Annotated in this window: 9 protein-coding genes; all 9 read left to right on the top strand. The window is 62.0% G+C overall.

What is annotated here, in order from left to right; translation table 11 throughout:
• Nucleotides 1–15: 15 nt before the first annotated feature.
• Nucleotides 16–213, top strand: coding sequence for a response regulator (locus H8S62_RS10580; protein WP_341481048.1), 198 nt, complete (start codon nt 16–18; stop codon nt 211–213).
• 275 nt (nt 214–488) lie between these two features.
• A complete protein-coding gene (locus tag H8S62_RS10575) occupies nt 489–1,622 on the top strand; it encodes an ROK family protein (RefSeq protein ID WP_186919263.1) in 1,134 nt (377 codons plus the stop codon).
• A gap of 227 nt (nt 1,623–1,849) precedes the next feature.
• A complete protein-coding gene (locus H8S62_RS10570; RefSeq protein WP_207723502.1) occupies nt 1,850–3,310 on the top strand; it encodes a family 43 glycosylhydrolase in 1,461 nt (486 codons plus the stop codon).
• Nucleotides 3,307–3,831, top strand: a complete 525-nt coding sequence (locus H8S62_RS10565) for a hypothetical protein (RefSeq protein ID WP_186919259.1) — start codon at nt 3,307–3,309, stop codon at nt 3,829–3,831. The genes H8S62_RS10570 and H8S62_RS10565 overlap by 4 nt, the downstream gene beginning before the upstream one ends.
• A 6-nt stretch (nt 3,832–3,837) precedes the next feature.
• A complete protein-coding gene (xylB, locus tag H8S62_RS10560; protein WP_155148950.1) occupies nt 3,838–5,361 on the top strand; it encodes a xylulokinase in 1,524 nt (507 codons plus the stop codon).
• A 9-nt stretch (nt 5,362–5,370) separates the two neighbouring features.
• Nucleotides 5,371–6,027 carry a DUF4867 family protein gene (locus H8S62_RS10555; protein ID WP_206672207.1) on the top strand — a complete coding sequence of 219 codons (657 nt, stop codon included), beginning with the start codon at nt 5,371–5,373 and terminating at the stop codon, nt 6,025–6,027.
• Nucleotides 6,021–7,499, top strand: coding sequence for a fucose isomerase (locus H8S62_RS10550; protein ID WP_186919257.1), 1,479 nt, complete (start codon nt 6,021–6,023; stop codon nt 7,497–7,499). Before H8S62_RS10555 ends, H8S62_RS10550 begins: the two co-directional genes overlap by 7 nt.
• Nucleotides 7,500–7,612: 113 nt before the next feature.
• Nucleotides 7,613–11,413 (top strand): glycoside hydrolase family 3 C-terminal domain-containing protein, encoded by a 3,801-nt coding sequence (locus H8S62_RS10545; RefSeq protein WP_186919255.1) that lies wholly within the window; start codon nt 7,613–7,615, stop codon nt 11,411–11,413.
• Between the two features lie 105 nt (nt 11,414–11,518).
• A complete protein-coding gene (locus H8S62_RS10540; RefSeq protein WP_155148956.1) occupies nt 11,519–12,913 on the top strand; it encodes an InlB B-repeat-containing protein in 1,395 nt (464 codons plus the stop codon).
• The last annotated feature ends 2 nt before the right edge of the window (nt 12,914–12,915 follow it).

The following is a 12,915-nucleotide window of genomic DNA, read 5'->3' as shown; positions in this document are numbered from 1 at the left end:
GGCTCTTATGCCGCCATTTTGATGGATATCAATATGCCGAGGAAGGACGGGCTGACGGCTACGCGGGAAATCCGCGCGCTGAACCGGCCCGACGCGGTCGCCGTTCCTATCCTGGCGATGACGGCCAGCACCTTCCAGGAGGACCGCCACCGGGCCGCCGCGTGCGGGATGAGCGGTTTTCTCCCCAAGCCCTTCGACGTGGTCCAGCTCTAACAGCTGCCGCGGGACTCGCTGGGTAAGGCTGTGAGGACGCGGGAGACGCGGAAATAGAGCATGGATTCAGCCGCTTTGCGGCGCCGCTCATGCCATGAGGCGGCAGAAATTGAATAAGTCTTGGGAAGGGACGCCTGCAGCCGTTGCAGGCGTCCCTTTTGGATGCCCGCGCGCCGATTCTCAAAAACCGCCGGAACTGAAAAACAGGGCTTGCCTTTTTATAAAACTATGGTATGATATATTTAAAAAATACTTTTATAAATGAGATGATTACAGTGACGAAAGCCACCCCACATTCCACTGCGGATCTGCGGCTCATCAACCGCAACCGGGTATACCGCTACCTCTATTCCGCCACTGTCCCCGTGACCAAGCAGGACCTGGCGCAGACCCTCTCCATGAGCCTGCCCACCCTGACGCAGAACCTGAGCGAGCTGCTGGCCATGGGCCTCATCGACAACTCGGAGATCGCCGACTCCACCGGCGGGCGGAAGCCCCGTATCATCTCCGTGGTTCCAGAGGCCCGCACCGCCGTTGGCGTGGAAATCTCCACCGGCCACATCCGCCTGGTGGCGCTGGACCTCCAGGTCCGGGAGCTGGGCTTTAAAGTCGTCCGCCGCCCCTTCCAGGCGGACGACGCATACGCCCTTGGGCTTGCCGGGACCATTGAGTCGTTTATCGACGACGTGGGCCTGAACCGGGAAAACTTCCTGGGCGTTGGGGTCACCATCCCCGGCATTGTGGACGGCGGCCAGGAGGTCATTACCACCGCCCCCACCCTGGGCGTCAATACGCTGGACGCCAAAGGCCTGGTCCGCCACATCCCCTACCCCGTCCACCTGGTCAACGACGCCAACGCGGGCGGCTTCGCGGAGTGGTGGGACCGCACCGGCGTGGATCATATGGCCTACCTCTCCCTGAGCCGCGGCGTGGGCGGCGCCATCCTGATTAACGGCGTCGCCTATCTGGGCGTCAACGCCCGGTCCGGGGAGTTCGGGCATATGTGCATCCACCCGGGCGGCGCACAGTGCAGCTGTGGCCGCCGGGGCTGTCTGGAGGCCTATTGTTCCACCGCCAGGCTGTCCGACGACCTGGGTATCTCACTGGAGCAGTTTTTCGCGGGTCTCGCCCAGGGCAATGCGGATTTTGCCCGGCTGTGGGACGCTTACCTGGACGACCTGGCCATCGGCGTGGGTAATATCCATACGAACCTGGACTGCGGAATTGTTCTGGGCGGAAAGCTCTCCCAATTTCTCACCGGCCACTTCGCCGCCATCGACGACCGGCTTCGGCGCCTGGACCCCAACTATCAGGAGGCGCCGTACCTCTCCATCTGCCGCTATCATGACCGCTCCAACGGCATCGGCGCGGCGCTCTACTTCGTCGACCGTTTTATCAAGCAGATTTAGCGCAGGAAGGACCGGCTGAATCGTCTCGGCAGCCCCCAATTCGGGGGCTGCTTTTGTTTGTTGCGCCAAATTGGTACGGCTGCTTTTGGAGCAACCGACAAACAATAAAATACTTTTAAAAATATAGTTGACATTACTAGCATACAACACTAAAATAGCATCAGAACTTATAAAAATGATTTTAGCAAAAGAAGTAGACAAAAAAGGTTTTGTAATCTGGAGGGAACATGATGGCGCAGGCCTTGAACCCCTACCTCCCGAGCTGGGAGTACATCCCCGACGCTGAGCCCCACGTATTTGGAGACCGCGTCTATGTCTACGGCTCCCACGACCGCTTCGGCGGCCCGCTCTTCTGCATGAACGACTACGTCTGCTGGTCGGCTCCGGTGTCCGATCTCTCGGACTGGCGGTGTGAGGGGGTCATCTACCGCAAGAGCCAGGACCCCATGAACAAAAGCGGCCGCCGCTGTATGTACGCCCCCGACGTGACCCGGGGGCCCGACGGGCAGTACTACCTCTACTACGCCTTCGACTTCCTGGGGGTGATGTCCGTGGCGGTGTGCGACACACCCGCAGGCCAATACCGGTTCCACGGCCACGTCAAATTCCCCGACGGCCACGTCTGGGGGACCAGGTCCGGCGAGCCCTTCCCCTTCGACCCCGGCGTGCTCACCGACGACGACGGCCGGGTGTACCTTTACTCCGGCTTCGCCACCAAGGTGCCCGCCGTTGCCTCCGGCTTCCACAGCCTCACCAACGAGGGCGGCGTTGTGCTGGAGCTGGAGCGGGACATGGTGACCGTTAAAGCCGGCCCTGACCTCCTGTTCCCCACCAGGGGACGCCCTGGCGCGTTTGCAGACCACGCCTTTTTCGAGGCCAGCTCCATCCGGAAGGTGGACGGCAAATACTGCTTCGTCTACTCCTCCCAGCACAATCACGAGCTCTGCTGCGCCATGTCCGACAGCCCCCGGGGTCCCTTCGCCTTCGGCGGCACGCTGGTGGACGTGGGCGACCTCTTCCTGGACGGCAATACGGATGAAAAGAGAGCCGTCAACTATCTGGGCAACACCCACGGCGGCATCGAGTGCATCGGCGGACAGTGGTACGTCTTCTACCACCGTCAGACCAACCGCCACTCCTACTCCCGACAGGCCTGCGCCGAGCGGCTGGAGCGCGCCCCCGGCGGCGGCTTCCGCCAGGCGGAGGTGACCAGCTGCGGGCTTAACGGCGGCCCCCTGCGCGGGGAGGGGCGGTATCCCGCCCGCATCGCCTGCAACCTCTGGAGCGGAGCGGGCACGGCCCGTTACGATATCCGCTTTCCCCGGGCGCGCCTCGCCGCCCACCCCTATTTCACCCAGGACGGGCGGGATGGTGAGGAGCGGGACACCCAGTACATCGCCAATCTGAGAAGCGGCGCTGTCGCCGGTTTCAAGTACTTCACCGTCCGCGGCCTCAGGTCCGTGGCCGTGACCCTCCGGGGCAGGGCCGACGGGGAGCTGCTGGTCTCCGATACGCCGGACTTCCGGTCTGTCGCCGCCCACATCCCGGTCAGTCTCAATTCCAGCCAGTGGAGGGAGCTTGTCTCCCCCTGTATCCTGCCTGACGGCGACCGGGCGCTGTACTTCCGCTTCACCGGCAGGGGCAGTCTGGACTTCCACTCCTTCGATCTGAGAGGTGACGGGATATGATACAGGCCATTCACCGCTGGCGCGGCCGCCATCCGGACCTCTATGAGTTCATCCTGTTCAATCTCCTGGCCAACATCGCCACCATCACCAACTTTCTGGTGCTCCTGCTGGGAAACTCCCTGCTCTTCCGCGCCTTCTCCGAAACCGCCTTTGTCCTCGGCCCCTTCGACTACTCCCTGGAAAACGGCGGGCTTTGCGGCTTCCTCTCCTTCCTGCTCAGCTACGCCTGCGCCCAGACGGTGAATTTTATCGTCCAGCGCAAGGCGGTCTTCCACGCCGACAACAAGCTGGGCCCCGCCATCGCGGTCTACATCGCGGCGGTCATCGCGGTCTATTTCATCTGCCTGTATGTGCCCACCCTCATCGTGGCTCCCCTGAGCCGCATCGTGGGCGGCCTGGCGCCCTATCTCGCCAACTGCGTCAACATCCTTATCCAGGTGCTGACCCTCTACCCCACCATGAAATTCCTGGTAATGAAAAAGACCAGCGCCCCCGCCCCAATCCCGTCCACGAAAGGATGAATCGCCATGGAATATCTTCTGGGTATCGACCTGGGTACCTCCGGCGCCAAGACGGTGCTCTTTGACACGGTCGGCGTCCCAATCGCCAGCCATACCGCCGCGTATCCCCTCCGCCAGCCTCGCAACGGCTGGGCGGAGCAGGACCCCCACGACTGGTGGCGTGCGGTGCAGGAGACCGTCGGGGCGGTCCTGGCCGAGAGCGGCGCGGACCCCTCCTCCATCCGGGGAGTGGGCCTCTCCGGCCAGATGCACGGCCTGGTCCTGCTGGACGCCCAGGGCCACGTCCTCCGGGACGCCATTCTCTGGTGCGACGGCCGCACCCAGGCCCAGTGCGACGAGATTACCGATGCCGTGGGCCGGGAGCGCCTTCTCTCCATTACCGCCAATCCCTCCCTCCCCGGCTTTACCGCCGGAAAAATTCTCTGGGTCCGGGAGCACGAGAGCGAGCGCTATGAGAGGTGCCGCCACATTCTCCTCCCCAAGGACTACATCCGCTACAAGCTCACCGGCGAGTTCGCCACCGAGGTGTCCGACGCCTCGGGCATGAACCTGCTGGACGTGCGGGGCCGCCGCTGGAGCGGCGAGATTCTCTCCGCCCTGGACATCGACCCCGCCCTCCTGGGCCGGTTGTACGAGTCCTGCGAGGTCACCGGCGCGGTGACCCATGCCGCAGCCGAGGCCACCGGTCTGTCCCCCGGCACCGTCGTGGTGGGCGGCGCGGGGGACAACGCCGCCGCCGCCGTGGGCACCGGCGTGGTGGACACGGGAAAAGCCTTCACCACCTTAGGCACCTCCGGAGTCATCTTCGCCCACGCCGACCAGGTCGCCATCGACCCCCGGGGCCGGGTCCACACCTTCTGCTCCGCCGTGCCGGGGGCCTGGACGGTGATGAGCTGCACCCTGGCCGCCGGTCTCTCCCTCCAGTGGTTCCGCAACAATTTCTGCGCCGCCGAGACGGAGGCCGCCGCCAATCTGGGGCTCGATCCCTATGAGCTGATGACCGCCCAGGCGGAGCGCAGCCCCATCGGGGCAAACCGCCTCGTCTATCTGCCCTACCTCATGGGTGAGCGCTCCCCCCTCCTGGACTCCGACGCACGGGGGGCCTTCATCGGCCTCTCCGCCATCCACACCAAGCCGGACCTCATCCGCGCCGTGCTGGAGGGGGTGGTCTACGCCCAGCGCCAGTGCTTGGACGTGTTTCGCGAGATGGGGGTGGACGTGCGCGATATGGCCGCCTGCGGCGGGGGGGCGCGCAGTCCCCTCTGGCGGCAGATGCTCGCCGACGTGTACGGCTGCGGCGTAAAGACCGCCGCCTCGGCCGAGGGTCCCGCCCTGGGGGCGGCCATCCTGGCCGGCGTGGGCGCGGGAGTCTACGGCAGCGTGGCCCAGGGCTGCGCCGCGGCGGTCCGCAGCGGCGGCGTGCAGGCCCCGGACAAGACCCGCTCCGCCGCCTACGAACCCTATTACCGCCTGTTCTGTGAACTCTATCCGGCCCTGCGGGGGTCCTTCCGCACCCTGGCGGGCCTGTGAGGTGAGATGATGAGTTTGACCATTCAGTCGGTGTTTTCCCCTGCCTTTGCCCGCTACGGACAGATTTTGGAGGGCTATGACCTTCAAAGCCTGCTGGAGGCTCTCAAAGCCACGGAAAAACCCATGAACGGCACGGTCTATGTACCGTCCGACCCGCTCTTGGAGCGGACCGGCGTCTTTTCTGCCCTGCAAGACGGTTTTTACGGCGGAATGCCTCTCCAAATGGGCTATTGCAACGGATTCAACGCCAAATTGAACTGCCTGGAGTACCACCGCAGCAGCGAGGTAAATATACCGGCTGATGACGTGGTGCTTCTGCTGGCGCCCCTGCAGGCCCTTGAAAACGGGGTGCTGAGCACCGCCGGGGTGGAGGCGTTTCTCGTCCCCGCGGGCGCCGCGGTGGAGCTCTACGCCACCACCCTGCACTACGCCCCCTGCGACGGACGCCCGGACGCCGGCTTCCGCGTGGCAATCGCGCTCCCCAAGGGGACGAACACCCAGAAACGCGACTTCGCCGCGAAAACCGCCGAGGACAGGCGGCTCTGGGCCCAAAACAAGTGGCTTCTGGCCCACCCCGACAGTCCCGAGGCAGGGCAGGGCGCCTATGTGGGCCTGTGCGGAGACAATATTACCGTGTCAGGATTGAGGAGGAACACAATATGCTGACCAATATTCCTCAGGTAAAGCTGGGCATCATCGCCGTCAGCCGGGACTGCTTTCCCGTCTCGTTGAGCGAAAAGCGCCGCCGTGCCGTGGCGGACGCCTGCGGCGGCGGGCTGTACCAGTGTCCCGTCACCGTGGAGAACGAAAAGGATATGCTCCGGGCCGTGGCGGACGTGACCGCAGCCGGGTGCAACGCCCTGGTGGTATTCCTGGGCAATTTCGGCCCGGAGACGCCGGAGACCCTCATTGCCAAGCACTTTGGCGGCCCCTGTATGTTCGCCGCCGCCGCCGAGGGGGACGGGGACCTGATCGACGGCCGGGGCGACGCCTACTGCGGCATGCTCAACTGCTCCTACAACCTGGGGCTGCGCCGCCTGGAGGGCTACATCCCCGCCTATCCGGTGGGGACGGCGGAGGACATCGCGGAGATGATCGCCCGCTTTCTCCCCGTGGCCCGCGCCGTCATCGGCATCAGGAGCCTGAAAATCATCACCTTCGGCCCCCGGCCCCAGGACTTTTTCGCCTGCAACGCCCCCATCAGGGGGCTCTATGAGCTGGGGGTGGAGATTGAGGAGAACTCCGAGCTGGATCTGCTGGTGAGCTACAGGGCCCATGCCGGCGATCCCCGCATCCCCGGCGTCTGCGCCGACATGGCCGCTGAGATGGGCGAGGGCCGGTACTACCCCGACCTGTCCGCCCGGATGGCCCAGTACGAGCTGACCCTGCTGGACTGGGCCGAGGCGCACCGGGGCAGCCGTGAGTTTGTGGCCTTCGCCAATAAATGCTGGCCCGCCTTCCCCAGCCAGTTCGGCTTTGAGCCCTGCTACGTGAACTCCCGCCTGGCGGGCCGGGGCATCCCCGTGGCCTGCGAGGTGGATGTGTACGGCGCGCTCAGCGAGTACATCGGCGCCTGCGTCTCCCAGGACGCGGTGACCCTGCTGGACATCAACAACTCCGTGCCCCGCTCCATTTATGACGCGGATATCCGGGGCAAATACAGCTATGCGCTGACCGACACCTTTATGGGCTTTCACTGCGGCAACACCCCCAGCTGCAAGATGTGCGCCGACCGGGCCGTCAAATACCAGCTCATTCAGCACCGGGTCCTGGAGCGCGAGGGCAGCGAGCCGGACATCAGCCGGGGCACCCTGGAGGGAGACCTCGCCCCCTGCGACATAACCCTCTACCGCCTGCAGTGCGACAGCGAGGGCCGGCTCCGGGCCTATATCGCCCAGGGCGAGGTGCTGAATGTGGCCACCCGCTCCTTCGGCGGCGTCGGCGTGTTTGCCGTACCGGAGATGGGCCGCTTCTACCGGCATGTACTTCTGGAGAAGCGCTACCCCCACCACGGCGCCGTGGCCTTTTCCCACTGCGGGGCGGCCCTCTTCGAGGTATTCCGGTTCCTGGGCATTGAGGACGTCGCCTACAACCGGCCCAAAGGCCTTCCCTACCCCACGGAGAATCCTTTTACATAAGCGGCGCAGGCGCGCCAGCCCGCCGCTCTGCCCAGCAGGCGGCTGTACCCGGGTTTTATCAATTCCCGCCGGTGACCGGCGGAATTATAAAAAGTGAAAAGGGGAAATGGTTTATGTCGAGAAATGAGAAGAAAGCAAGGCGTCCAATCGCACTGTTACTGGTTCTCTGCCTTCTTCTGACCAGTCTGCTTGCGGGCTGCCAGGAAGACCCGGCCGCGGAGACGTCCAGCCCCGGCGCCAGTCCCGAGCCGACCAGCTCCGCCGCAGTCAAGGACCCAGCCACCGGCGTGGAGCTGATTGAGGAACAGCTTATGCAGCCCACAGGCAACTCCTATGGCTTTGCGGAATCAGGCGGAAAGTATTACACCGACTATCAGACCCTTGAGGAAGAGCAGCAGGCCGCCAAGGATTTGGCTATTGAGGCGGCGTCCGAAGGCTTCGTAATGCTGAAGAACGAAGGCAACGTCCTTCCGCTGAAGGAGGGCGCCTATGTTTCGCTGTTCGGTATGCACTCCGTAAGCCTGATTGCCTCTACAAATGGCTCTGCCGGCGGCAGCACAGGCGCAAACGGCATTCCGGAGTCCACCCTGCAGAAGTCGATGGAAAACGCGGGCTTCCATGTGAATCCTAAGCTCATCGACCTCTATAATAAGCATCAGGCCCTTGGCACCACCTCTAACGAGCTGCCTGTCAGCTACTATTCCAATGCGACGATCAGCACCTATAACGGCTATCAGGACGCGGCGGTAGTGGTGTTCTCCCGCGTGGGCTCTGAGTCCAAGGACAAGGAAATCGGCAATGTGCCGGACCACTCCAATCCCGCCGACCACGAGCTGATGCTGGATGACAACGAGAAAGCGCTTATTAAGCACATCAAGCAGTATTACCCCGATAAGCCCATCATTGTCCTGATTAACGCCAGCAATATCTTACAGATTCCTGAGCTCAACGAGCCCAAGGCAAGCAGTGAGTACGGTGTGGACGCCATCTTTTGGGTGGGCAATACCGGCAATAACGCCATTGAGGCCATTGGCAAGCTCCTCGCAGGCGAGGTCAACCCTTCCGGCCGCACTGTAGAGGTTTGGGAGAAGGACTTTACAAAGGGCCCCACCTACACCAACTTCGGCTTCCAGACCCAAAATGACACTGACGCCTTCTTCTATGACTCCGAGGGCAATGCCACCACCTATGCCACAGTAGAGTACCGCGAGGGCATTTATGTCGGCTACAAGTATTACGAGACGGCGGCTGACGACATGGGTGAGAGTGGTGAAGAATGGTACCAGAGTCAGGTGCTTTACCCCTTTGGCTACGGCCTGTCCTATACCGATTTTGAATGGGAGCTGGCGGGCATTTCCTCCGACGAAACCATCTCCGACGCCCACCAGACCATTACCATGCGGGTGAAGGTCACCAATACAGGCTCCGTGGCCGGGAAGGACGTGGTGCAGGTCTATGCCAACCCGCCCTACACCAAGGGCGGCATCGAAAAGGCCAGCGCCAATCTGATGGGCTTTGCCAAGACAAAGCTGCTCCAGCCCGGTGAAAGCGAAGTGGTCACCGTCCAGTTTGTGGCGCAGGATATGGCCTCCTTCGACTGGAACGACGCCAACGGAAACGGCTTTAAGGGCTATGAGCTGGAGGCTGGAGATTATGTGGTCTCCGCCCGCCGCAACTCCCACGATGAGGCGCTGTCCGTGACCTACAACGTGGCGGACGGTATCAATTGCGCGACCGACTATACCACAGGTAAGGAAATTATGCCTCTCTTTGTCGACAACTACACCAGCGTTAACGATTCCCTTCTGAACAACATGATTTCCCGCGCCAACGGCCTGACCCAGCCCCTCCCGTCCTCTGTGGCGGACCGCACCATCAGCGATGAGTATCTGGAGATGATCGACGCCCAGTACACCTATCACAGCTACATGGATCAGGGTGACGAGGCGTGGTACGTGGAGGAGGACGGAATTCCCGCCACGTGGAGCCAGGCGGCGGTCCGCGCTGAGGACGATACGGCTCCCATCTCTATTCTGGATATGACCGGCGTGGACTTCTCCCTCTCCATTGAGGACGGAAAGGTAGCTCAGGGTGCCGACGAGGGTTCCCAGAAGTGGGAACAGTTTATGAATCAGCTGACCTGGGAGGAGATGTGCAGTCTGGTCCGCAACGGCGGCGGTGTACAGCAGATTTCGGCCGTGGGCGTGAACGAGATTGGCGCCAGCGAGACTCCGCTGCAGCTAGCGGGGGGCACTCTATGGGCCTGCCCGCCCATTCTGGCGGCCTCCTTCAATGTGGAGCTGGCCGAGCGTGTGGGCCGCATGATGGGCAACGAGGCGCTGTTCAAGGGCTGCTCCTACTGGCAGGGCAACGCCATGAACATCCACCGCAGTCCGCTGTCCGGCCGTAACGTGGAGTACTACAGCCAGGACGGCGTCCATAACGGCGTCTTTGCCGCCGCCGTTGCCAAGGGCGTTACCTCCAAGGGCGTCACCTGCCACATTAAGCACATGATGCTCAACGACCAGGAGTCCTACCGCGACCTGAACGGCGGCGTGTTTACATGGGCTACCGAGCAGGTCATCCGGGAAATCTATGCAAAGCCCTTTGAGTATGCGCTGAAGTCCGGCAACTCCACCGGCATCATGGGCTCCTTTAACCGCATCGGCAACATCAACTCCCAGCTCAACGGCGCTGTAAAGGCTCTGGTTCACGACGAGTGGGATAACCGGGCCATCTTTGAGACCGACGCATGGCAGGGCACTTATTGCCCCTTGGATTTGATGGTGCGTCAGGGCAACCAGCAGGTGCTGGGCTCCGGCTCCAGCGTCCCTGTGGTCGATTTGGAGATAGGCGCTTGGGATGCTGAAGCCGGGTGCGTGGCAGTCAGCGACGGCGGAGAGGGCACCTTCCTCTCCCAGACCCACTACGCGGCCGTCCGTAAGGCCGCGCAGGAGATTCTATGGAACTACTCCAACGGCAGCGGCATCAAAAACGGCTATGCGGAGCTCAAGCCCTGCGTGCTGGAGTTTGACAGAAATACCGATATGTCTGTGCCTATTACCTTCGAGGGCATGGATTTCCAAGGAATCGTGCTGTCTGAGGGCTCTGCGCTGCCCGAGGGCTTTACTATGAGCGAGGGCGGCGTGGTATCCGGCGTCTCCACCCAACTGGGCGATACCTCTTTCTTCGTGACCCTCACCGGCGTGGACGGCTATATTACCCTGAATAACGTGGAAGTGGTCATTCGCACGGTGGAGCCCGTCCATATGACCGGCAGCGACAAGGTCTCTGTGGGCGACGATGTGGCCCTCACCTTCAGCGCCCCCAACTGGGCCTACGGATCTACCGCTTACAGCGTATCTTCTATCTGGGGCAAGGACACCTACTCCGTCCAGCCCGGAGACAACACTGTGACCTCCGGCTTTGGCGGAACCTCCGATTCTGCCCAGTACGAGGGCAAATGGGCCATCCTGAACTGGTACTGGATCAACGAGAGCGACTTCTTCGGCACGGGTCTTGACGGCGCCCGCGGGCACCTGAGCTACTGCGACGCCCACTCCACCGATACCCGGTATGTGGAGGACTCCGTGATTGACAACGGCGAGTACTACAGGGCTTTCCGCTACAGCGTGGAGGTCTCCGAAGCGGACGAGGCCAAGCTGGCGGATTACGGTCTCTCCGTGGAGAAGGGATATTCGAGATATAAGACCCACGCGGGTACCTTCTACGACGTGAACGACTCTCTGACCATCACGGGCAAGGCTGCCAAGGCCGGTACGGTGGAGGTTGCCGTGAAGGTGTACGTCCCGCTGGTTCGGGGCTTCGGCGGGGCGATGTTCCCCAACGCGCATATGCAGGCCACTCCGCTGTGTCTGCCGATTACCCGCACCGTTACCATCACCATCGGCTGAGAAAAACCGGCCCGTTAGGGGCGTGACACACAGCCGTACCCGCCCGGAGTACTCCGGGCGGGTACGGCTGCCGCAAAGCTAACATCGAACGAAGGAGGAGCCTTTATGAAACGCAATATACGGAGCTGGGTATGGCCGCTTTTGTGCGCTGCCGCGCTTCTGCTGAGTCTTGCCGCCTGTGGGGGTGACCAGACGGGCCAAGGGGAACAGCCCACCAAAGGGCCCCAGCAGAGTCAAGGGTCTACCGGGGATATCGGGGAGAGAACAGTAGCGTCCATTGAAGTTGCCAAGCTGCCGGATAAAACCGCCTATGTCATTGGCGACACCTTTTCCCCTCAGGGAGGAACCATCAAGGTCAACTATGACGACGGCAGCTCTGACGAAATTGAAATGACCGACTCCGGGGTGGAGCTGTCCCAGCCAAAGATGAATACGGCCAACACCAAAAACGTCACTGTGAGCTATGGCGGGAAAAAGGTTACATTTAAAATCGAAGTAGCGGGAGCTATGTGCGGCGTGACCTTTGCGCCCAACTACGATGGCGCGTCCGCCGCCGAGGCTGTACAAGTATCCAAGGGCTCTGCCGTGACGGAGCCCGCCTTCCCCGTGCGGGAGGGCTATACCTTTCAAGGTTGGTACATCGATACGGACTTTACATCCCGATACGACTTCTCTGTGCCCGTGGAGGATGACATCACTCTGTATGCCCTCTGGACGAGGGACGGCGCAGAATATGTGAATGTAACCTTCGACTATGACTATTACGGCGTGACGCTGAGCGCCTACTCCTACCCCGTGGAGAAGGGGACTGCCGTCGCGAGGCCCGCCGCCGACCCCACCCGCGTCGGGTACGCCTTTGCCGGTTGGGTGGATGAAACGGGCAGCGCCTATGATTTTGCGGCGCCTCTGGCTTCCGACACAACGGTAAAGGCGGCGTGGACAAAGACCGCCAGCAAGGAGATCTATGTGTTTGAGGCGGAGGATACCGACCTGACCGGGAAGATTGGCCCCAGCTACTCCGGCACGGCGCAGGAGGAGAGCATGATCATATTCAACGACTCCATCGGCGCCAGCAACGACCGTGTTGTCGGGTATATGTGCCAGAAGGACAATACGCTGGAGTTTTACATCGCATCTGACGCGGATGTGTCCGACGCTACGCTGACTGTGCGCGTTACCGGGGAGTATATTACCATGAGCTACGACGGAAACGATTTTCAGGTGCTCGTGAACGGCAGCTCGAAGAGCTATTCCACCGTAACGGTGGAAGCCGACCAGAGCGGACTTGCCCAATGCGATGACCGCATTGTAATCGACAGCGTTGCGCTGAAAAAGGGCGAGAACCTGATTCAGCTCAAGACGAACAACACGAATGCCGTCAGCGGCACCACCTTCACCTCCAACGCACCTATTATCGACTGTATCAAGCTGGAGACCTCCGCCGTGCTGATTTGGGATGAAAATCACGGCGTCCCCGCGCTGGACAACTATCAGCACTGAGG

It is taken from the genome of Lawsonibacter faecis (assembly GCF_014287675.1).
In the GTDB taxonomy this organism is placed as follows: Bacteria; Bacillota; Clostridia; order Oscillospirales; family Oscillospiraceae; genus Pseudoflavonifractor; species Pseudoflavonifractor faecis.
Note: the sequence above shows the minus strand (reverse complement) of the source record. Positions and strands in the feature narration are given on the sequence as shown.

Coding starts and splice junctions, on each gene's coding strand:
- H8S62_RS10565 (WP_186919259.1), top strand. CDS start 3,307: ATGATACAGGCCATTCACCGCTGGCGCGGCCGCCATCCGGACCTCTAT.
- H8S62_RS10550 (WP_186919257.1), top strand. CDS start 6,021: ATGCTGACCAATATTCCTCAGGTAAAGCTGGGCATCATCGCCGTCAGC.
- H8S62_RS10570 (WP_207723502.1), top strand. CDS start 1,850: ATGATGGCGCAGGCCTTGAACCCCTACCTCCCGAGCTGGGAGTACATC.
- H8S62_RS10540 (WP_155148956.1), top strand. CDS start 11,519: ATGAAACGCAATATACGGAGCTGGGTATGGCCGCTTTTGTGCGCTGCC.
- H8S62_RS10555 (WP_206672207.1), top strand. CDS start 5,371: ATGAGTTTGACCATTCAGTCGGTGTTTTCCCCTGCCTTTGCCCGCTAC.
- xylB (WP_155148950.1), top strand. CDS start 3,838: ATGGAATATCTTCTGGGTATCGACCTGGGTACCTCCGGCGCCAAGACG.
- H8S62_RS10545 (WP_186919255.1), top strand. CDS start 7,613: ATGTCGAGAAATGAGAAGAAAGCAAGGCGTCCAATCGCACTGTTACTG.